20 protein-coding genes are annotated in these 19527 nt (G+C 58.6%); 5 read left to right on the forward strand and 15 right to left on the reverse strand.

Annotated features, from left to right (window positions below; genetic code table 11):
* Window positions 1-379: 379 nt before the first annotated feature.
* From argS to ACM66T_RS11960, 4 genes are all read right to left on the reverse strand, one after another.
* Complete coding sequence (gene argS / locus ACM66T_RS11945; RefSeq protein WP_416768599.1) at window positions 380-1975, reverse strand: arginine--tRNA ligase; 1596 nt, start codon at window positions 1973-1975, stop codon at window positions 380-382.
* Window positions 1976-1980: 5 nt separating this feature from the next.
* Complete coding sequence (locus ACM66T_RS11950; RefSeq protein ID WP_231019243.1) at window positions 1981-2217, reverse strand: Sec-independent protein translocase subunit TatA/TatB; 237 nt, start codon at window positions 2215-2217, stop codon at window positions 1981-1983.
* Window positions 2218-2311: 94 nt separating this feature from the next.
* Window positions 2312-2932, reverse strand: a complete 621-nt coding sequence (gene gmk / locus ACM66T_RS11955; protein ID WP_231019244.1) for a guanylate kinase — start codon at window positions 2930-2932, stop codon at window positions 2312-2314.
* A complete protein-coding gene (locus ACM66T_RS11960) occupies window positions 2929-3642 on the reverse strand; it encodes a hypothetical protein (protein WP_231019245.1) in 714 nt (237 codons plus the stop codon). The genes gmk and ACM66T_RS11960 overlap by 4 nt, the downstream gene beginning before the upstream one ends.
* A 75-nt stretch (window positions 3643-3717) precedes the next feature.
* On the opposite strand from ACM66T_RS11960, the gene ACM66T_RS11965 reads away from it, so the two are divergent.
* A complete protein-coding gene (locus tag ACM66T_RS11965) occupies window positions 3718-4185 on the forward strand; it encodes a hypothetical protein (protein WP_231019247.1) in 468 nt (155 codons plus the stop codon).
* A gap of 4 nt (window positions 4186-4189) precedes the next feature.
* On the opposite strand, the gene ACM66T_RS11970 is transcribed toward ACM66T_RS11965, so the two are convergent.
* The 3 genes from ACM66T_RS11970 to rpsB all read right to left on the reverse strand — a co-directional run bounded on the left by ACM66T_RS11970 (window position 4190) and on the right by rpsB (window position 6775).
* Window positions 4190-4834: an ABC transporter ATP-binding protein gene (locus ACM66T_RS11970; RefSeq protein ID WP_231019248.1), complete on the reverse strand. Its 645-nt coding sequence runs from the start codon at window positions 4832-4834 to the stop codon at window positions 4190-4192.
* Between the two features lie 100 nt (window positions 4835-4934).
* Window positions 4935-6002, reverse strand: coding sequence for a translation elongation factor Ts (gene tsf, locus ACM66T_RS11975; protein ID WP_231019249.1), 1068 nt, complete (start codon window positions 6000-6002; stop codon window positions 4935-4937).
* Between the two features lie 2 nt (window positions 6003-6004).
* Window positions 6005-6775 carry a 30S ribosomal protein S2 gene (gene rpsB / locus ACM66T_RS11980; RefSeq protein WP_231019250.1) on the reverse strand — a complete coding sequence of 257 codons (771 nt, stop codon included), beginning with the start codon at window positions 6773-6775 and terminating at the stop codon, window positions 6005-6007.
* A gap of 369 nt (window positions 6776-7144) precedes the next feature.
* Here rpsB and ACM66T_RS11985 point away from each other — a divergent pair, with 369 nt between their 5' ends.
* The gene (locus ACM66T_RS11985; RefSeq protein ID WP_231019251.1) at window positions 7145-8758 is read left to right on the forward strand and encodes a DUF3373 family protein; all 1614 of its coding nucleotides are present in this window, start codon (window positions 7145-7147) and stop codon (window positions 8756-8758) included.
* A gap of 57 nt (window positions 8759-8815) precedes the next feature.
* On the opposite strand, the gene ACM66T_RS11990 is transcribed toward ACM66T_RS11985, so the two are convergent.
* From ACM66T_RS11990 to ACM66T_RS12000, 3 genes are all read right to left on the reverse strand, one after another.
* Entirely contained in the window at window positions 8816-9322 is a 507-nt protein-coding gene (locus ACM66T_RS11990) for a peroxiredoxin (protein ID WP_231019252.1), read from the reverse strand.
* A gap of 488 nt (window positions 9323-9810) precedes the next feature.
* A complete protein-coding gene (locus ACM66T_RS11995; RefSeq protein WP_231019253.1) occupies window positions 9811-10254 on the reverse strand; it encodes a DUF523 domain-containing protein in 444 nt (147 codons plus the stop codon).
* Window positions 10255-10258: 4 nt separating this feature from the next.
* Complete coding sequence (locus tag ACM66T_RS12000) at window positions 10259-11674, reverse strand: aldehyde dehydrogenase family protein (RefSeq protein WP_416768600.1); 1416 nt, start codon at window positions 11672-11674, stop codon at window positions 10259-10261.
* A gap of 152 nt (window positions 11675-11826) precedes the next feature.
* On the opposite strand from ACM66T_RS12000, the gene ACM66T_RS12005 reads away from it, so the two are divergent.
* Window positions 11827-12276, forward strand: coding sequence for a globin (locus ACM66T_RS12005; RefSeq protein ID WP_231019256.1), 450 nt, complete (start codon window positions 11827-11829; stop codon window positions 12274-12276).
* Here the strand turns inward: ACM66T_RS12005 and ACM66T_RS12010 are convergent.
* The gene (locus tag ACM66T_RS12010; RefSeq protein ID WP_231019257.1) at window positions 12273-12551 is read right to left on the reverse strand and encodes a hypothetical protein; all 279 of its coding nucleotides are present in this window, start codon (window positions 12549-12551) and stop codon (window positions 12273-12275) included. The two genes, ACM66T_RS12005 and ACM66T_RS12010, sit on opposite strands and share 4 nt — an antisense overlap.
* Before the next feature lie 32 nt (window positions 12552-12583).
* Here ACM66T_RS12010 and ade point away from each other — a divergent pair, with 32 nt between their 5' ends.
* Window positions 12584-14212: an adenine deaminase gene (ade, locus tag ACM66T_RS12015; protein WP_416768601.1), complete on the forward strand. Its 1629-nt coding sequence runs from the start codon at window positions 12584-12586 to the stop codon at window positions 14210-14212.
* Complete coding sequence (locus ACM66T_RS12020) at window positions 14209-15492, forward strand: NCS2 family permease (protein WP_416768602.1); 1284 nt, start codon at window positions 14209-14211, stop codon at window positions 15490-15492. The genes ade and ACM66T_RS12020 overlap by 4 nt, the downstream gene beginning before the upstream one ends.
* 2 nt (window positions 15493-15494) lie before the next feature.
* Here ACM66T_RS12020 and ACM66T_RS12025 read toward each other — a convergent pair whose 3' ends face one another.
* From ACM66T_RS12025 to ACM66T_RS12040, 4 genes are read right to left on the reverse strand one after another with little or no spacing between them, the layout of a single operon-like run.
* Window positions 15495-16040 (reverse strand): nucleotidyltransferase family protein, encoded by a 546-nt coding sequence (locus ACM66T_RS12025; RefSeq protein WP_416768603.1) that lies wholly within the window; start codon window positions 16038-16040, stop codon window positions 15495-15497.
* Window positions 16037-16843 carry an FAD binding domain-containing protein gene (locus ACM66T_RS12030; protein WP_416768604.1) on the reverse strand — a complete coding sequence of 269 codons (807 nt, stop codon included), beginning with the start codon at window positions 16841-16843 and terminating at the stop codon, window positions 16037-16039. The genes ACM66T_RS12025 and ACM66T_RS12030 overlap by 4 nt, the downstream gene beginning before the upstream one ends.
* On the reverse strand, window positions 16840-17283 hold the full coding sequence (locus ACM66T_RS12035; RefSeq protein WP_416768605.1) for a (2Fe-2S)-binding protein: 444 nt from the start codon (window positions 17281-17283) through the stop codon (window positions 16840-16842). Before ACM66T_RS12035 ends, ACM66T_RS12030 begins: the two co-directional genes overlap by 4 nt.
* Complete coding sequence (locus tag ACM66T_RS12040; protein WP_416768606.1) at window positions 17274-19409, reverse strand: xanthine dehydrogenase family protein molybdopterin-binding subunit; 2136 nt, start codon at window positions 19407-19409, stop codon at window positions 17274-17276. Before ACM66T_RS12040 ends, ACM66T_RS12035 begins: the two co-directional genes overlap by 10 nt.
* Between the last annotated feature and the right edge of the window lie 118 nt (window positions 19410-19527).

Raw genomic sequence — 19527 nt, forward strand, 5'->3', positions numbered from 1 at the left:
TTTTTACAAAGAAACGAAACCAAAGAAAATCGTCGTTGCGCGAATCGCTCGCTGCTCCCGGCTTTGGGCCTCCGCAGCGGCTTTCAAGGCACGCTTAACGACAGGTCGCCTATTGATTTATGCGCTTCGAGGACCGAAGCTAATATAAAAAAAAGAGCTTCGACACGTCGAAGCGCATTTAATAAAATTGGAAATTGGCCTCGAACGCTCCTTGAAAGCCATCCCGGAGGCATAAAGCCGGGAGGGATGAGCGATTCGTGAGAGGCCGCTTTTTGCGCTACTTTTTCTAAAAAAGTGGCAGAAAATAATGGGTTTTAGGATGGTGTACTTGGGGATTGCTGTTACCTAAATAGGTGGAAATGCGAAATAAGCCTGAGGCTTATTTCTCGTCGGCGACCATCCGGTCTTTGGCTGTGATCCCCATCAGGGAGAGGCCCGTACGGATGGAGAGGGCGACCATCAGGAACAGCTTGAGCAGTTTCGCCTCTTCCTCGGTCCCCAGTACGCGATAGTCGTAGTAGAACTTGTGCAGCCGTGCCGCGAGGGACTTGAGGTACTCGGGCAGCTTCTGCACCTGGCGTGACGCAAAGGCATCCTCGATCACTTCCGGCAGCAGCAGCGCCTCGAAGAGCAGCGCGTCGGCATCGGCGTTGAGGCCTGTGAGCTCCGCCGCCATGATCTGTTCTTCGCTCAACTCGCTTTTGGAGAGGATCGTCTGGATCCGCGCATGGGCGTAGTTAATGTAATAGACCGGGTTTGAGTTGTCCTGCTTCTTGAGGGTTTCGACATCGAATTCCAGGGCCGTGTCGCTCTTCTTGCTCGCAAAGATGAAGCGCAGGGCGTCCGCGCCGATCTCCTCGACGATGTCGCTCATCAAAATGACGTTGCCGGCCCGCTTGCTCATCTTGTACGGCTCGCCGTCTTTGAGCAGGCTGACCATCTGCGACAGCAGGATCTCCAGCTTCTCCGGATCGTAGCCCAGGAAGCGCGCCGCCGCTTTGACGCGGGCGATGTAGCCGTGGTGGTCCGCGCCCCAGATGTTGATGTAGTGGTCAAACCCCTGCTCGAACTTGCGGTTGTGGTAGACGATGTCGCCGGCCAGGTAGGTCGGGCGGCCGTCTTCGCGCACGACGACGCGGTCTTTCTCGTCCCCGTGCTCCGTCGAACGGAGCCAGAGCTTCTCTTCGCCTTCGTAGACACCCTCGCCGAGCTTCTTCATGACCCGGTCCCAGTCGTCGTAGAGCGACGCTTCGCTGACGAAGGTATCGAAGTGGATGTTCGCGTCGCCCAGGTCGGAGACGATGAGATCCATCACCTTGTCCTTCGCCCAGAGCGCGAGCTCTTTCTGGCGGTCGGCGTTAGTGAGAATGTCGCTGCCGAAGGCGCCGAGCGCCTCTTCGGCCAGGATCGTCATGTATTCGCCGCGGTAGTACTTCTCAGGCCACTCGACTTCCATGTTGAGAACACTGTGCTGCCCTTCAAGCTGCAGGCTGACGCCAAGAAGGTCGATCTGGTTCCCGGCGTCGTTGACGTAGTACTCAGCCGTGATGTCGTAGCCCAGGCGGCGTCCGAGACGCAGGAGTGTGTCGCCGTAGACCGCGCCGCGGGCGTGGCCGATGTGCAGCGGACCCGTCGGGTTGGCGCTGACGAACTCGAGCAGGATCTTGCCTTCGCGGTCGGCATGCCCGAACTGTTCGGGGTTCTGCAGGGCCCAGCCGGCGTACTCGTCCATGAATGCTTCGGAAAGGCGGAAATTGATGTACCCCTTCGTTGCTTCGACCGCGGAGAACATCGCATGTTCGCCGAAGGAGGATGCCAGTTCGTCGGCGATCACCATCGGTGATTTGCGCAGCTCTTTGGCCAGCGAGAAGGCAATGGGGGTGGCGTAGTGCCCGAAGGAACGGTCTTTGGGCTTTTCGAGCACGACCTCGCGCTCAAATTGCGCTTTGAGAAGCGCCGATACACGCTGTTTCAAATCAATTACGCCTGTTTTTCGGATTCTTTGGGTGCTTCGGAAGCTGCCGTTGCGTCACCGCCCTCGACTTTTTTGGGGGCCTCGTTGCTTGCAACCTCTTCCGGTTCGTCTTTCATCTCATTCTTGAAGTTCTTGATTCCCTTGCCGATACCCTTGGCAAGATCCGGAATTTTTTTCGCACCGAAGAGCAGGACGATGATCCCGAAAATCAACAGCAGTTCAGTTCCGCTTGGCATACCCATAGTAATTCCTTAGGTGGTTTTTTTGGAAATGTAATAATAGCGAAAAAATGCAGGGATATTGGTTAGTAAAAGCGTTTACGGCGGCGGAGGGGCGCTAGTGCGCTTCCCACGCCTGTACGAATGCGTTGATCTTGAGGGTCGGGACTTTCAAGCGGGCGGCCCTGGCAACGGAGACAAGCACCTCCGCCGCCTCGTCGAGGTCGTCGTTGATGATGATGTAGTCGTACTCGCTCATACGCTGGACCTCGCGTTTGGCCATATCGATCCGGCGTTCGATCACTTCCGCCGCATCGGTTGCCCGCGCCCGCAGACGCTGTTCGAGTTCGCTCAGCGTCGGGGTCGTGATGAACGCGGAAGTCGTAATGTCGCCCATGCGGTTTTGAACGGCATCGTGCCCCTGGACGTCAATGTCGAAGATGACCAGCTTCCCCTCGGCGAGGGCCGCCTTGACGGGCTTGAGCGAAGTGCCGTAGTAGTTGCCGTGGACGACGGCGTACTCCAGGAAGTTCTCCTCCTCGATGTCGCGCTTGAAGCTCTCCTCGTCGACGAAGTGGTAATGCACACCGTCCACTTCCCCCTCGCGCATCGGTCGTGTCGTTGTCGAGATCGAGAAGTAGTAGGGTCCGATCGCCTCGGCCACTTTTTTGATCAGAGAACTCTTCCCCGCACCGCTTGGGCCCGACAGGACCAGGATCGCTCCGCCGTTTTTGTTCATGCCTTCTCCCCGAATGAAATATCAATGCGCACACCCATCGCCTTGAGCGCCTGTGCGACCGATTCGTCGCTGAGGATCGCCATTAGATCCTGCAGGGCTTCAACACCCCGCGCATGCAGGTCGATGTCGCTGAAATCCGTCTCTTCCGGCGCACGTTCCGGTGCATCGGCGTCATAGAGCACCTCCTCGATCGGCTGTTCCCACTCCCGCCGGTCGATGTGCTCCATCGCCGCTTCGATCTGATCGCCGTACGTCGGCCCTTCGGCCTCGTCACTTTCCACGGCATCGAGCAGCTCTTTGAGCTCATCGATCTCCGCACTGTCAAAGAGCGGTGCCGCCGACTCCTCCTCCCACGCTTCCGCCGCTTCGTCGGCATCGAAAACGTCGCTGCGTTCGACCAGCGCGCTGACGGCCATCTCCGCAACATCAAGGGCCCGCGCTAGCTCTTCGGGCAGGAACGGTTTCCCCAGCGCCGCGTCATACCCCTGGGGCATGGCGTCGAAGCGCGAGCCGATGAAAATGGCATAGTGTCCCTGCGTTTTCGCGGCCGCCGCATCGTAACTCGCGGCGACACTGTCATCGACGATGGCGACGTCCGCCCGCTGCCCGCCGGCGGTACCCGGAAGCAACAGGGTATCCCCGCGTTTTTGTGCCAGACGTTCGACCAATTTAGCGACAATGGGAGTGGTGTTGAACAGCGCGATGGTCATAACGTCCCTTGAATGCGGTATGAAAATACCCGTAAAAGTGTGTTAACATTGTAACAAAAAAGCATCCGAATTCGAATGAAACCCCTCCTGATCGCCGGCCTGATCCTCACGGCCCTCTTTGCCGACAACGCGCTTTTGCTTCCGCACCGCTGGCAGGATGCCCGGCACACCCTCGGGGTGATGATTCGCAGCGGCAACACCCCGTTGCTCCTCATGACAGAGCGCCTTGATGACTCCTATCTCCGCCAGGCCCTCCGCCAAGCGCTCGAAAACGATAGGAATGTGACGCTCATCACCTCCTCGCGGGAGACCGCATCCCGGTGGGCGATGTACCGTTCGCTTCACGCCTGTCTGCTGCCCCCCGGAACGGTCATGACCTTCAGCCTCCTCCGTACATCCGAAACAGGCTGCATGGTCAGCGGCACACTCGAGACCGAGACGCTCCGAAGCGCTTCGGGTCTGATGGTCTGCAAAGAGCGCAAGGCGTTCAATGAAACGGTGCGGTTGCTGCAGCAGGAGTGCAGAGGGTACTTCAAGCGTTGAGGCGCTATTTCACCCGGACCAACTGATGCTCGTCGAGCTTGTATACCCGCTGGCAGCGGTCCGCCAGCTGCAGTTCGTGGGTGACAAGCAGGAGCCCGGCGTCGTGTTTCGCGATATAGCTGTCAAAAAGGTCCATCACTTCGCAGGCCGTCTCCAGGTCCAGGTTCCCCGTCGGCTCGTCCGCATAGATCAGGCGCGGTTTTTTCGTCAGCACCCGGGCGACGGAGAGGCGCTGCTGCTGGCCGCCGGAAAGTTCCGTCACCTTCTGGCCCACAACATGTTCGATCTTGAGGGCCCGCAGCAGCTCCGGCTCGACCGGCTCGTTCGAGAGGATGGATGCGACCTCGAGATTCTCCGCACCCGTAAACCCTTTGAAGAGATAGTGCGACTGGAATATGATCCCAAGCTGCTTCCGGCGCAGCTCCACCAAACCGCGATTGGAGAGCCCCTCCATCGGTTCGCCCATCAGCGTCACGCTGCCGCTGTCGGGAGTGAGCAGGGTCGAAAGGATATGAAGCAGGGTTGATTTTCCGCTGCCGCTGACCCCGATGATGGCAACGGACTCATGGCTCTCGATGGAGAGATCCACACCGGAAAAAAGCGGGTAATCGAAATGGTGGGCAATGCCGCTGGCTTCTAGCAGTTTCATGAATGCAATGATAGTGCGTTTTGCGTTAGTTCTGGGTTAGTTTTGGGGTAATGGGAGAAAAACGGGCGACAGTGTCACCCGGAAAGGGGCAGCAGAGGGCTTACGCCATCTGTGCAGCGACTTCGGCAGCGAAATCGTCTTGTTTCTTCTCGATGCCTTCGCCGACTTCGAGACGGATGAATGCGACGACTTCAGCACTGCCGCCGGCAGCTTTTGCCGCTTCGGCGACTGCAGCTGCAACCGTTTTCTTGTCATCAAGAACATAGTTCTGATCCAGGAGGCACTGCTCTTTGTCAAGCGTCGTGTTATCCTCGATGTAGCGCGCGAGTTTACCCGGCAGGATGTTCGGGATGATCTTCTCAGGCTTGCCTTCGGCGATCAGTTCCTCTTTCATCTTCGTTTCCGCAGCGGCCAGGACATCCTCTGTCAGTTGAGACATGGAGATGTACTCCGGCACGTTTTTGAGCGGCTTTTTCAGACGCGCGAGCTCTTCGTTCTCTTTCTTGATCGCTTCGATGCGGCCTTTTGTTTCCGCCTCGACATACGCCGCGTCGAAATCTTTGTAGCTCAGCGTCGTCGGTTTCATCGCGGATGCGTGCATGGCGACCTGCTTTGCGACGGCGACCATGGCGTCAGCCGTTTTCGCGGAGTCACACTCGATCGCAACGATAACGCCGATGCGCGTGTTGGAGTGAACATAGCCGTTGACCGCGACGTTTTCGTTTCCGCTCAGTGCCGCGATGCGGCGAAGTTCGATCTTCTCGCCGATCTTCGCGACCGCTTCGTCGAAGTAGACGCTGAACGCTTTGCCTTCGTACTCGGTTTCGCGCAGCGCTTCCGCACTGTCCGCTTCTGTCGTGAACGCCTGCTCTACCGTAGTAGAAACGAGGTTCTGGAAGCCTTCGTTTTTCGCAACGAAGTCTGTCTCGGAGTTAACCTCGATCAGTGTCGCACGCTTGTTGTCTGCAGAGATCTTCAGACCAACAGAGCCTTCAGCAGCAACGCGGTCCGCTTTTTTAGCGGCCTGAGCAATCCCGCGTTCACGCAGCCACTCTTTGGCTTTTTCCATGTCGCCGTTTGACTCGGTGAGCGCCTTTTTACAGTCCATCATCGGTGCGTCAGTCGCCTGACGCAGCTCTTTTACCATTGCTGCTGAAATTGCTGCCATGCTTATGCTTCCTCTGTCGTTGTTTCTTCTGCTGTTTCTTCCGCAGCTTCTGCAGCCGCTTCGACCTCTTCGCCTTCCGCTTCCGCGTTGTCGGCTATCATCGCTTTACCTTCGTTGACCGCTGCTGCCATCTCTTTACAGAAAAGCTGGATCGAGCGGATAGCGTCGTCGTTGCCCGGGATCGGGAAGTCGATCAGGTCCGGATCACAGTTCGTATCGAGCGGTGCGATAACTGGGATACCGAGGTTGCGTGCTTCTTTAACGGCGATGTGCTCTTTGACGGCGTCAACGACGAACATCATATCCGGCAGTTTTTTCATATCGCGGATACCGCCGAGGTAAGACTCGAGCTTCTCTTTCGTACGAGCCATCATCAGCGCTTCTTTTTTCGTCAGCAGGTTGATCTGGCCGCTCTCTTGCATCTGCTCGATCACCTCAAGCTTGCGAAGGGATTTCTGGATCGTCGGGAAGTTGGTCAGCATACCGCCGAGCCAGCGGTTGTCAACGTAAGGCATACCACAGCTCTCTGCCGCTTCTTTGACGGCAACGCGTGCCTGTTTTTTCGTACCGACGAACATGATCGTCTTGCCTTCGGCAGTTGCATCAACAACAATCTGATACGTGTTGCGGAAGTAGCGCAGCGTCTTCTGCAGGTCGATGATGTAAATGTTTTTGCGAACACCGAAGATGTATTTTTTCATTTTCGGGTTCCAGCGGCGTGTTTGGTGGCCGAAGTGGACACCGCACTCGAGAAGGTCTTTCATAGTTACCATAATTATGGTCCTTTCTGCATCGTGCCTCCGAGGCACGATTAAATTAAAAAATACCGGTTCGCTTCAATGCCCCCGGCAGTCCTGCTCTATTTTTTCAGAAAAGGCTGCACCGGTTTTTGGGTTTGGCACCTGAGATCTTGTTCCCCGGCAGTTCGGTCAGAACGCATGGAGAAAATCGCGGAATTTTACCTTACATAGCCTTAAGAAAGTGTTAAGCAATAACGGCTCCACCTCCCCTTTGCAGCTGTTAATTTCAATTTCTATTTATATTACTTCTGGTAGGCTGTGTAATACCTTTGTGATTAATTTGTTTTTCTTATGTTTAGGATTAGTTGTCCGGAAAAACAGACACAGGTACAAGGAGTTAAAATGAAAAAACAGTTGATCCTTTCCGTTGCCGCCGCGGCCATACTCAGCATCGGTCTCCAGGCCGATGAAACGACCGACCGCATGGAGGCGATGGAGGCGCAGATCGAGGCCCTTCAGGAACAGCTTTCCGCCATGAAAGACGCCAAAGCCGATGAAACGGCAGCCACTGAAGACGATGAAGAAGGCAGTGAAGAGGAGGTGGATGAGACCGATGAGCGTCTGACCGACCTTGAAGAGCAGGTCAGCACGATCAACCGCAACACCTCCGGAAGCCACCTCAAGTTCGGGGTCGATTTCCGTACGGCCGTCGACAATCTGAACTACAAGATGGCCGGGAACGCCTACAATCCCGATACGATGGCCTTCGACGGTGACGACACCCAGAGCAATGACGCCTTTCTCACCAACCGCCTCTGGCTCAACATGGAGTGGCTGGCGACGGAAAATATGAGTTTTACGGCCCAGCTCGCCTATAACAAGGCCTACGGATACCGCAGTGGGTTCAATGGGGGCTACCCGGGCTTCGAGACCTTCGACTGGATCACGAACGAAAACGCCTATGACGACGTTGTCCGCGTCCGTTCTGCATACTTCTTCTACCGCAACGACACCTTCCTCGGTGCGGAGATCCCCTGGACCTTCAGCATCGGCCGCCGCCCCTCCACCAACGGCCACCTCATCAATCTGCGCGACGACGACCGCCCCGCCTCACCGATGGGGCACAACATCAACGTCGAATTTGACGGGATGAGCTCCAAGTTCAGCTTTGAAGATCTCACCGGCATCGACGGGATGTACATCAAGTTCTGCGCCGGACGCGGCGGCACGAATGCCAACGCGAAGTTCTTTACAATCAATATGGATAGCAACAATACCCTTGGTATCGCCGCTCCCTACGCCAAGAATGACGCCGACCTTCCGGACATCGACCTCGGCGGCCTGATCTTCGTTCCTTACGATGACGGCCAGTACAGCCTCGGCGCACAATACTACTATGCCGCCCACCTCATCGACGCTTCCGTCACCCCGACGCCGAGCGGATACGTCTTCCATAATATGCAGGATGTTGGGAATATGCACGCGGTCACGGCGAATTTCATGATCAACGGTATCGGCAACGGCTGGAGCGATTTCCTCGACGATACGATCTTCTTCGCCAGCGGTGCCGTGAGTATCACCGATCCGAAAAAGGGTGCGGCCGATCAGGGGATGCTCGGTTCGAAAGAGAGCAAAACCGGTTCGTCTTACTGGGTCGGTCTCCAGATCCCGACGCTGTTCACCGATATGGGCCGTATCGGCTTCGAATACAACCACGGCGACAAGTACTGGCGTTCTATCACCTACGCCGAGGATACGAACATCGGTTCCAAAGTCGCGACGCGCGGTAGTGCTTACGAAGCGTACTACACGGACTACCTGATCGAGGATGTCTTCAGCTTCCAGATCCGTTATACGTACATCGATTACGAGTACACCGGTTCCAACGGATTCTTCGGCTCTACGACGGGTACGCCGTATAAGATCGACGATCTCGCCGCCACCAATCCGGGACTGGCAAGCGCGACCGTCGACAAAGCACAGGACATCCGCTTCTACCTGCGCTACCGCTACTAAGCACCTCCCCTTCGGGCGGTGCCTCGTAACGTTTTACTTCACCGACGGAAAAACCCTTTAGCCGTTCTGCAATTCCGCCAGCTTCTTTTTTACCTCTTCGACATGTACGATCTCGTATTTAACTCCCTGCTTTGAACGCTTCTGGCGTACTTTGACGTTCCCCCATGCCGCGGCGACTTTGCCCTCCGGGTCAATGATGTAGGTCGTGCGGACGATGCCCATATACTCTTTGCCGTAGTTCTTCTTCATGGCCCAGACGCCGTAATCTTCCATCATCGCATGCTCCGGGTCGCTGAGCAGGGTGATCTTCAACGACTGCTTCTCGATAAAGCCGCGGTGGACCTTCGGGGAGTCGGCGCTGACGCCGAAAATGGCCGCCTTGAGCCCCTGGAATTCCGGCAGCTGCTCGGTAAAATCGCACGCTTCGGTCGTACACCCGGGCGTATTGTCCTTGGGGTAGAAGTAGAGCACGATCCATTTCCCTTTGAGATCGCGCGAACAGATCTCCACCTCGTCCTGGTTCTCCAGGCAAAAATCCGGTGCAACAGTTCCGACTTCCAACATCATATGTCCTTTATTTTTTGATGAATCATAGCATAGGTGCCAAGTGCAGCAACCATTCCTTCCTCTCAAGACCAAAGGTCGAAATTGAACGCGCTTTGTCGCGACAAAGCATAACAGCTTCGGTTTCCGAAGCGCATAAATCAATAGGCAACCTGTCGTTAAGCGTGCCTTGAAAGCCGCTGCGGAGGCACAAAGCCGGGAGCAGCGTGCGATTCGCGCAACGACGATTTTCTTTTGGTTCTTTTCTTATGAAAAAGAAAAGAATGAGGGGCCTATCTCTTTGCCACTTTTTTAGAAAAAGTAGCACAAAAAGCGGCCTTTCGCGAATCGCTCATCCCTCCCGGCTTTATGCCTCCGGGATGGCTTACAAAGAGCGCTCAAGGCCAATTCCTGATTTGATTGAATGCGCTTCGATGTATCGAAGCTCTACTTTTCCATTCGCTTTGGTTTCGTTTCTTTGTAAAAAGAAAGAAAAAGAACACCGGGACCTATAAACTATTCTCGTCGACGATACTGATATCGGGAAACGCATGCAGCAGCAGGTCCGCCGCCACCCCGTTTCCTTTGGCGATCTCGTTGCCCGCTTCATCCAAAACAGGCGTCGTGCCGATGCCGCAGCTGGGGGATTTCGATTTGAGGATGATCCCCGTCGCGTCCGGGTGCGCCTTGATCAGCGCCTCGGTCTGTTCGATAAGCGCATCAGTTACGTCCGTATCATCCGCATCTTTTTTGACCCGCAGGCCGTGATCCTCCGTCGCGATGACGCTGATCCGCCCGCGGGGTGTCCCCAGAACCGGGGCTTCCGGGCAGAAGGGAATCACCTCTTTGTCTGCAAGAAAGGTGAGAACACCGTCATCCCTTTTGGAGCAGCCGTCATACCGGCACGCTTCTCCCAGCAGACACGCCGAGACGATCACTTTCTCTTTTTGCATGATGCTACGCGATGACGACCGATTTGAGTTCCGTCATCTCCTCGATGGCGAACCGCGGCCCCTCGCGGCCGACGCCGCTCAGCTTGACCCCGCCGTAGGGCTGGATGTCAAAACGCAGGGTCGGCATATCATTGATGACGACTCCCCCTGCCTCGAGCTCGCTGATCGCGCGCTGCGTCAATGCCAGGTCGTTGGTAAAGACGGAGAACTGCAGCCCGTAGGGCGAATCGTTCATCCGGGGGGCAGCGTCGTCGAAGCCCTCGACCTTGACCAGGGAGACGATCGGCGCGAAGACCTCCTCGCAGACGATCGCCATATCATCGGTGACGTCCGCCATGACCGTCGGGTAGAACATCGTGCCTTCGCACTTCACCTCCGTCATCGGACGCGCCCCTTCGTCAATGGCGCTTTGCACCCATGAGAGTGCCCGCTCCGCCGCCTCTTCGTTGATGAGCGGTCCCATAAAGGTGTCGTCTTCGTAGGGCGATCCGACAACGAGCTTCTGCGTCGCTTCGGCCATTTTCTCCGCAAACGCGTCGTAGACGTCACTGTGGACATAGATGCGCTGAAGCGAGATGCAGACCTGCCCGGAGTTGACGAAGGCCCCGAGCGCACAGCGCTGTGCCGCCAGATCAAGGTCGGCGCTCTTGTCGATGAAGGTCGCCGCGTTGCCGCCGAGCTCCAGGCTCACCTTTTTGATCCCCGCACTCTTGGTGATGATATTGCCGACGGGAACGGAGCCGGTGAAGCTGATCTTGCGCGGGATGTCGCTGCCAACGAGCGTACTGCCCACTTCGGCATCGCCATAAACAACGCTCAGGGCGTCCTTGACCGCGTGGGGGCTTTCGATAAAGAGCTTGGCGAACTTGTAAGCCGTCAGCGGCGCCTCCGGCGTCGGTTTGAGGACGACCGTATTGCCGGCGACGAGGGCCGGGGCGAGCTTGTGCGCCACCAGGTTCAGCGGGAAGTTGAACGGCGTGATCGCCGCGATAACGCCGACAGGTTCACGGATATAGAAGGCCGTCGTTTTGCGGCCGCTGGGCATCGCATCGGTGTTGATCGTTTCCCCGTGCATGGTGCGCATCGTCTCGGCGGCGAGGGTCACCGTTTCGATGCAGCGCTCCACCTCGACCCGGGCGAAAGCGATCGGTTTGCCGACCTCGTCCGTAATCGTTTTTGCCAGGTCTTCTTTCTGTTCCCGAAGCTTTGCCGCTACGTCGTGCAGCCAATCGCAGCGCTGTGACAGCGTCGACGCTTTGGCCGCTTTTGTGGCCGCTTTGGCAATCTCCAGTGCCCGAATGGTTTCCTCCGCGACGCAGACGGGAGCCTTCGACACGACCCTGCTGTCATAAGGGCTGCGGCGTTCCGTCCACTGGCCTGTGACCGCTTCCGTCGATCCGAAAAATACTTTTGCTTCCATACTACTGTCCTGGTATAAAAAGTGTATCTATTATACAAGGCGGGCCGTTAAGCCGCCGTTTGCCCCCCGCCATTAACACTGATTTTAGAAAAAACCTTTTACAATCGAAACAAAAAATGCGGCATCCCCCGGGTGCCGCCGATAGGAAAATGATGCTTAACCTTGAAATCATCCCCGGCCAGCTCGGCGTCCGTCCCCCGGTAACAAAACCCCATCCCGGCTTCTACCCGCAGGTCGGCGAAGCGCGCTTCCGTAAACTCGTCGACGAGCACTACGAACTGATCCGTAACAGCGATATCGCCTTCCTCTTCCCCGTCAACGACGAAGATGACTTCCAACAGGCCAAGACCAATGCCGCGGACTTCTTTATCCAGATCTGCGGCGGCCCGGACTACTTCAACCAGCACCGCGGCGAGCCCCGCATGGTCGGCCGCCACGCCCCTTTCCGCATCGACGAAGCGGCCCGCCGCCGCTGGCTGGAGTTCTACGCCCAGCTGCTGCCGCAGCTCGTCGAAGAGGGCATCGACGAAGCGTACGTCCAGTCCTTCTGGGACTACATCAACGTCTTCTCCGCGTGGATGATCAACACACCATCAGCCTAAGCACTAAGCACGCTAAAAGTATCCGCTTCTTTTGTCAAATCCGAAACGGTACTTAGCGTGTCAGCCGGATCACCGGTGAATGGATTGTCCCGAAAGCGGCAGCCTTTTATCCTTTTTTCTTCCCGGTTCGGCTTCTTTTTTGAATAAGCATAAGCGCTAAAGCGCAATACATGCGAGGCACTAAATACCAAGTCGTAAAAAAGAAGGGGGAACAAAACCCCAATTGAGAAAACGAAATCTCCCCAAGTAATCCCCCCTTTATCCCATCTATGCAAAAATGTATTCGATTGAAAAGAGGTGCAAAACCATGGTCATCGAATCCAATTACGTCGATATCCGCCGCCGCGAGATCTACCCTGCCAGTGTCGTGATCGAAGCAGGTCTCATCCGGTCCGTCACCAGGATTGACACCCCCTGCTCCACCTACATCCTCCCCGGTTTCATCGACGCGCATATCCATATCGAAAGCTCCATGCTCCCGCCGAGCGAATTCGCCCGCCTCGCCGTCCTACACGGCACGGTGGCAACCGTCTCCGACCCCCACGAGATCGCCAACGTTCTCGGGATAAAAGGGGTCGAGTTCATGCTGGAAAATGCACAGAAGGTCCCCTTCCACTTCGCCTTCGGTGCCTCCCCCTGCGTCCCGGCGACCCCCTTTGAGACGAGCGGCGCGGCCCTCGGCGTCGAGGAGGTGAAAACACTGTTGGCAAACCCGCAGATCGGCTACCTCAGCGAGGTGATGAACTTCCCCGGCGTCGTCAGCGGCGATACCGATATGCTTGCGAAAATTGCAGCCGCGAAGGCGCTGGGCAAACCCGTAGACGGCCACGCCCCCGGCCTGCGCGGCGACGATCTGAAACGCTACATCGCTGCCGGCATCACGACCGATCATGAAGCCTTCACCTACGAAGAGGGACTGGAAAAGGTACAGGCGGGGATGAAGATCCTCGTCCGCGAGGGCTCCGCCGCCAAAAATTTCGAGGCCCTTGCCCCGCTGATAAAAGACTATCCCTGGATGCTGATGTTCTGCAGCGACGACCGCCACCCCGACGACCTCCGCCGCGAACATATCAACGCCCTCGTGCGGCGTGCCGTCGCCAAAGGGTATGACCTTTTCGACGTGCTGCGCATCGCCTGCCTCAACCCCGTCGACCATTACGGCCTCGGCGTCGGAACGCTGCGGCCGGGGGAGAGCGCCGACTTCATCGAAGTCGACAATCTGGAAGATTTCACCGTCCTGCGTACCGTGATCGGCGGCCGAACGGTTGCCGAAAAAGGCAGGAGCCTGATCCCCTCCCTGCCGCTGCCGGAGCTCAACAATTTCCATACGGCCAGAAAGCGGCCGGAGGATTTTGCCCTCCCTCCCTGTGACAGCGTGGAGGTGATCGAGGCCGTCGACGGCGAACTGGTCACCCATGAGATGATCGCCTCGCTGAAAAACGTCCCGGCCCACCGCATCGGCGACCCGGACCACGACATTCTCAAAATCGCCGTCGTCAACCGTTACGAGGATGCCCCTCCCGCCGTCGCCTATGTCAGCGGGTTCGGACTGAAAGAGGGGGCCATCGCCTCCAGCGTCGCCCACGATTCGCATAACATCATCGCCGTCGGCTGCAGCGACGATGCCATCGCCGCGGCGGTCAATCTCGTCATCGATGCCCGCGGCGGCATCTGCGCGCTGAACACCTCCGAACAGCACCTTCTTCCGCTGCGTATCGCCGGGATTATGAGCGGGGAGGACGGCTTCACGGTGGCCAAAGAGTACGAGGCGCTGGACCGTTTTACCAAAACAGTACTGGAATCGACGTTGCATGCACCGTTTATGACCCTCTCGTTTATGGCGCTGCTCGTCATCCCCGAGCTCAAGCTCAGTGACAAAGGGCTCTTCGACGGGCGGACCTTCCACTTCATCAAAGGGTGCAGGTTAGAACCATGAATCTTTTCCAACTCCGCGACCACGGCACGGACATCCGGACGGAGATGACTGCCGGCTTTACGACCTTCCTCGCCATGCTCTATATCGTCCCTGTCAACGCCGCGATCCTAAGCGCGGCGGGCCTCCCCTTTGACGCCGTCATCACCGCGACAGCGGTCATGACCATTATCGCCTCCGTGCTCAACGGCCTCTGGGCCAACACCCCGATTGCCATGAGCGTCGGCATGGGGCTCAACGCCTATTTCAGTTTCGGGCTCGTCAAAGGGATGGGACTGGCGTGGCAGACGGCTCTGGGGATCGTTTTCCTCTCCGGCATCCTCTATATCCTTATCAGCATCACCCCGCTGCGGCGCTGGATGATTGCGACGATCCCCATTGATGTCAAACGCGCCGTCAGCGCGGGAATAGGCGCCTTTATCGCCTTTATCGGGATGGAGCAGCTTCATCTCATCACCGACAGCCCGGCGACGCTGGTCACCCTGGGCAACCTCAAAGACCCCCACCTCCTCATCGGTCTCTTCGGCCTCGCCCTGGCGATCCTCTTTGTCATCAAGAGGGTCCGCGGGGCGTTTATCCTCTCCATCACGCTGACCGCCCTGCTTGCTTGGGTAACGGAAGTAGACCCGATGCCTGAGGCCTTTTTCTCCCTGCCCGCCTCCATGGCGCCGATCGCCTTCGAACTCGACATCGTCTCTGCCCTGAGCCTCTCGATGGCGCCGCTCATCCTCATCTTCCTCATCACGGACCTCTTTGACACCCTCGGCACCCTGACCGGGGTGGGAATGCGCGCGAAGCTCTTTCACGGCAGAGATTCCGTCCCGCTGCAGCGCACCATCGAGGCCGACGCGGCGGCGACGATGCTCAGCGGCCTCGCCGGGGTGACCAGCACGACGGCGTTCATCGAGAGTGCGGCGGGCGTCGAAGCGGGCGGCCGGACGGGACTGACCGCCGTCGTTACCGGGCTGCTCTTCATTCTGCCGCTCTTCTGGCTCCCCTTCTTCCAGGCCATCCCCTCCAACGCCATCTACCCCGTTCTTATCGTTATCGGCGTCATGATGTTCGGGGAACTGCAGCATATCGACTATTCGGACGCGGCGGTCAAATACAGCACTTTCCTCATCGTTCTGGGGATGCCGCTCACCTACTCCATCACCGACGGCCTGCTGCTGGGCTCACTCGCCTACGTCTTTATCCGCCTCATCCAGGGGCGCTTCAGGCAGATCGATATCGCGATGGGCGTCCTCGCCGCCGTCGCCCTGCTCGTCTTTTTCGTCCTCTGAACTCAGCCGAAGAAGTGTCTGAGCTCTTCGTCCGTATTGGCGTTGAGGGCCACCTTCGGATCGTCGACGGCAACGGCCTCTGCAATGCCGGTGGACTCGATCCATGCATCAAGGCGTCCCGCGTCCGAAGTGAGCAGATCATTTTTCATAACGGCGCTGATGCGCTGCGGCGGGGCGCGGTGTCCCTCGAAAAAAGCCGTCGCCACTGGGCTTTCGCTGCGGGATAGCGCTTCGAAAACGCGTTTGTCCGGCACGGGGCGGTCCACCTGGCAGAAGTAGAGCTCCGGGGCATCGAGCGTCTCGAACGCCCTCTTGACCGAGGAGAACATCCCCTCCTCGTACGCTTCGTTGCGGATCACCCTCACCTCCTCGGGAAGGACGGCGCTGATCTGATCAAAGGCGTGCCCCAGGACGACGGCGACGTCGTAGCCGTAGCTTCGCAGCTGCCGGATCTGCCGGTTGATCAGGTACTCCCCCTCCACCCTGTAAAGCGGTTTCATCACGGAACTCCGGGAGGACTTCCCGGCGGCGAGCAGGACGACCGTCATCCCCCCTCCGGCCGTGAAAGGGCCTCTTTGATCATGTTGAACGCTACCCGGAGGCGGTAGCCTTTCGTCGAACGGTATCCACCGGAGGGGTCCGCATCGCTCTCAAGCGCCGCTTTGATCGCCGCGTCGTCGTACACGCCTCCGTCCAGCAGGGTCTCGAGGGTCCTGAAACGGACGGGGTTGGACCCCAACGACGCCCCGCTGATACGGAACCCGTCGCTGCCGTGCGTCAGGGCGATACTCACCTTTGCGATGTTGAGCCGCTCCCTCATCCCCGCCTTTCGGTAGTACCAGTCTCCCGTCTGCAGCGGAACGGTGACGGCGGTAATAAGCTCATGGTCGAGTTTCGTGCATTTGTAACCGCAGAAGAGCGCTTCAAGCGGCACACTCCGCTCCCCGCCCTGCGACGCCAGCGTCACCGTGGCCTCCAGCGCCACCAGCGCAGCCGTCAGGTCCGCGGCGGGTGAGGCGTTGGCAATATTGCCGCCGACTGTGGCGAGGTTGCGGATCTGGTGCGAGCCGAAGGTTTCGGCACAGGCCGCCAGCAGCGGCAGGGATGCCCGGACCGCATCGCTGCGGAGCAGTTCGTTGAGCGTCACAAGCGCGCCAATCCGCATATAACCGTCATCCACGCTGACGCCTTTCAGCTCCTCCAGGGCGTGGATATCAATGAGGGTGGCGGTGGCAGCGGCATGCCGCAACTGCAGCGCCGCATCGGTACTGCCGCAGAGCAGCAGCGCCTCCGGATGCCGTGCCAGTATCGCCGTTGCCTCATCCAGGTTTGTCGCCCGCAGATAGTTCATGACTTCACCTTTGCGATCGCCTCGACGATCTTCTTGTACCCGGTACAGCGGCAGAGGTTGCCATCCAGGGCCGCCCTGATCGCCTCTTCACTGCGTTCACCGCCATGGCTGAGGTAGTCGTAGGCGCGCAGGACGAAGCCCGGCGTGCAGAAGCCGCACTGTACGGCACCGTGTTCGGCAAAGCTTTCGCGGATCGCCTCGGTCTCCTCCTGCAGCCCCTCCAGTGTCACGATCTCCGCACCCTGTATCTGCGGGGCAAGCAGCAGGCAGGCATTGACGAGTCTGCCGTTCACAAAGAGGCTGCAGGCACCGCACTCCCCTTCGCCGCAACCCGCCTTGACCGACGTCATTCCCGCCTCGCGCACCAGGTCGAGGACCCGGGCCTCCGGGGCACAGTCGAAACAGTGGGTTCGCCCGTTGATCGTACACGTTATCTGCATGCTTCCTCCACCGTTTCCGGGGTGATCGGCAAATCGTCAAACGGCTGGCCCAGGGCATGGGCGAGCGCGTTGGCCACAGCGGCGGCGGGGCCGTCCATCGGGAGCTCCCCCAGCCCAAGCGAAGGACCTTCCAAACCAAGGAAACGCACGGAAATTTTCGGCAGGTCGGGGGCCATCGGCAGCGTATAATCACTGAAACGGGGACTTCGTACGCGCCCCGTTTCATACACCAGGCGCTCGAAAAGGGCATACCCGATCCCCTGGGCGGCCCCTCCTTCGACCTGCCCCTCCGCCATCATGGGATTGACAACCTGCCCGACGTCGTTGTAGGCGTCAAAACGGACGACCCGGACGCGGTAGTCGACGGGATCAACTTCCACTTCGGCGATGTAGCATCCCAGCCCGTATGCCTCATAGCCGTTACCGTAAAAGAGATCTTCGTCCCAGAGGATGCCGGCGGGCTGTTCATAGGAGGCTCCGAACTGCAGCGGACCGCCGCGCTGCCGGTAGTGCGCAACCGCCTCCCGGTACGCGTCGGGGCTATCGTAATCGCCGAGCGCCCTTTTCAGCTGCCCCGCAGCCTCTGCAAGCAGACGACCGACGATCATCACGGTCCGCGAAGCGACTGTCGGTCCGCTGTCAGCGACCTCGGCGGTATTCGGGGTACGGCAGGAGACCATCCCGACGGGCAGTTCCAGGACATCGGCGACGATCTGCGGCAGCGCCGTCAGCGTCCCCTGCCCCATCTCCACGCTCCCGACGCGGATCTCGATACTGCCGTCCGCCTCCAGGGCGATCGAGACGCTGGAGGCCAGCATGCTCTCCCCCACGCCCGTATACCCGGCACCGTGCATAAAAAGCGCCATCCCGATCCCCCGGTTCGGCGTCAGGGCGTCGTAGAGGGGATCGAAACCGCTCTCACGCCGTGCGGTCTCGAACAGGGCACGCAGCCGGGCATGTTCGGCGATCGGCACCCCCGAAACGCTGACCGAGTCCGCACCGGGAAGGTTGCGTTCGCGCACAACTGCCGGCGAGAGGCCGAGTGTGTGGGCGATATCGTCCATATGGCGCTCGATCCCGAAAAGCACCTGCGGGGCGCCGAAACCGCGGAATGCCCCGTTGGGCGGGGTATTCGTCGCCACGGCGCGGGCGTCGACCCTGATGTAGCCGCAGTTGTAGAAGCCCGCCGCATGCAGAACGCAGCGCGCGAGGACGACGGGGGAGAGCGTCACATACGCCCCGCCGTCAATTGTGATATCCACCTCCAGCGCATGGAGTTTCCCCGTCTCGTCGAAACGGCTTCTGTAGTGCAGCTGCGCGGGGTGGCGCTTGGTCGTGTAGGCGATATCCTCTTCGCGCTCATAGACGATCTTGACATCCTGCCCCGCCTTCTTGCAAAGCAGGTAGGCATAGCCCGCGATCAGGGAGGGGTAATCCTCCTTGCCACCGAATCCCCCGCCCGTCGGCGCCTGCTCCACCTCGATCTTTTCGCCGGCAAGTCCCTCCAGCGCCGCCTCGACAAAGAAGGGGCACTGCATCGAGCCGATGATCTTGACGCGCCCGCCGTTGTAGCGCGCCAGCATACTCTGCGGTTCCAGGTAGGCCTGCTCCTGGTGCGGGGTCGTGTAGGTCTTCTCCAGGCTGAACAGCCCCCTCCCCTCCGGAAGGCTACCTTTGAGCGTATGGATGGCTTTGAAGACATTATCCTCGCCGTAGAGCCGCTGTTTGAGTGCCAGGGACTCCTCCATGCTCAGCACCGGCGCCTGCGCGTCGTAGTCAATCGTAATGTGGGCCGCCGCCTCGCGGAGCCGCCGTTTTGAACGGTGCGCCAGCAGGAGGATCGGCTCCCCGATATGCCGGACCCTCGCCTCTGCGAGGAAGGGCTGGTCGTCAGTGAGGACGACATTGGCGTTGCGACCCTCGATGTCTCTGTAGTCGACGATGACGATATCGGAAAAGTCGAAAGCGGGGTCAAAGGTGATCGCACGGATCTTTCCGTAGGCGATCTCGGAGCGGACAACCGCCCCGTACAATCCGTCAAAAGGCAGATCATCCGTATAGCGCAGCGTCCCGTCCGCTTTTGACGCGGCATCGACACGAACGACACTCTCGCCTACGACTCCCATCGCGTCCTCCTCGCACGAACGGCTCCCTCCGGAGCCACCTTAAACCATTATGCCCAAACATTCGCGAAAGCCCCATTAACGCAGCCTTAAACACCACTTGGATAAAATATCCGACTTT

This window comes from Sulfurimonas sp. ST-25 (assembly GCF_048079205.1).
In the GTDB taxonomy this organism is placed as follows: Bacteria; Campylobacterota; Campylobacteria; order Campylobacterales; family Sulfurimonadaceae; genus Thiomicrolovo; species Thiomicrolovo sulfuroxydans.

Coding starts and splice junctions, on each gene's coding strand:
- ACM66T_RS11950 (WP_231019243.1), bottom strand. CDS start 2,217: ATGGGTATGCCAAGCGGAACTGAACTGCTGTTGATTTTCGGGATCATC.
- gmk (WP_231019244.1), bottom strand. CDS start 2,932: ATGAACAAAAACGGCGGAGCGATCCTGGTCCTGTCGGGCCCAAGCGGT.
- ACM66T_RS11960 (WP_231019245.1), bottom strand. CDS start 3,642: ATGACCATCGCGCTGTTCAACACCACTCCCATTGTCGCTAAATTGGTC.
- ACM66T_RS11965 (WP_231019247.1), top strand. CDS start 3,718: ATGAAACCCCTCCTGATCGCCGGCCTGATCCTCACGGCCCTCTTTGCC.
- ACM66T_RS11970 (WP_231019248.1), bottom strand. CDS start 4,834: ATGAAACTGCTAGAAGCCAGCGGCATTGCCCACCATTTCGATTACCCG.
- tsf (WP_231019249.1), bottom strand. CDS start 6,002: ATGGCAGCAATTTCAGCAGCAATGGTAAAAGAGCTGCGTCAGGCGACT.
- rpsB (WP_231019250.1), bottom strand. CDS start 6,775: ATGGTAACTATGAAAGACCTTCTCGAGTGCGGTGTCCACTTCGGCCAC.
- ACM66T_RS11985 (WP_231019251.1), top strand. CDS start 7,145: ATGAAAAAACAGTTGATCCTTTCCGTTGCCGCCGCGGCCATACTCAGC.
- ACM66T_RS11990 (WP_231019252.1), bottom strand. CDS start 9,322: ATGTTGGAAGTCGGAACTGTTGCACCGGATTTTTGCCTGGAGAACCAG.
- ACM66T_RS11995 (WP_231019253.1), bottom strand. CDS start 10,254: ATGCAAAAAGAGAAAGTGATCGTCTCGGCGTGTCTGCTGGGAGAAGCG.
- ACM66T_RS12000 (WP_416768600.1), bottom strand. CDS start 11,674: ATGGAAGCAAAAGTATTTTTCGGATCGACGGAAGCGGTCACAGGCCAG.
- ACM66T_RS12005 (WP_231019256.1), top strand. CDS start 11,827: ATGCTTAACCTTGAAATCATCCCCGGCCAGCTCGGCGTCCGTCCCCCG.
- ade (WP_416768601.1), top strand. CDS start 12,584: ATGGTCATCGAATCCAATTACGTCGATATCCGCCGCCGCGAGATCTAC.
- ACM66T_RS12020 (WP_416768602.1), top strand. CDS start 14,209: ATGAATCTTTTCCAACTCCGCGACCACGGCACGGACATCCGGACGGAG.
- ACM66T_RS12025 (WP_416768603.1), bottom strand. CDS start 16,040: ATGACGGTCGTCCTGCTCGCCGCCGGGAAGTCCTCCCGGAGTTCCGTG.
- ACM66T_RS12030 (WP_416768604.1), bottom strand. CDS start 16,843: ATGAACTATCTGCGGGCGACAAACCTGGATGAGGCAACGGCGATACTG.
- ACM66T_RS12035 (WP_416768605.1), bottom strand. CDS start 17,283: ATGCAGATAACGTGTACGATCAACGGGCGAACCCACTGTTTCGACTGT.
- ACM66T_RS12040 (WP_416768606.1), bottom strand. CDS start 19,409: ATGGGAGTCGTAGGCGAGAGTGTCGTTCGTGTCGATGCCGCGTCAAAA.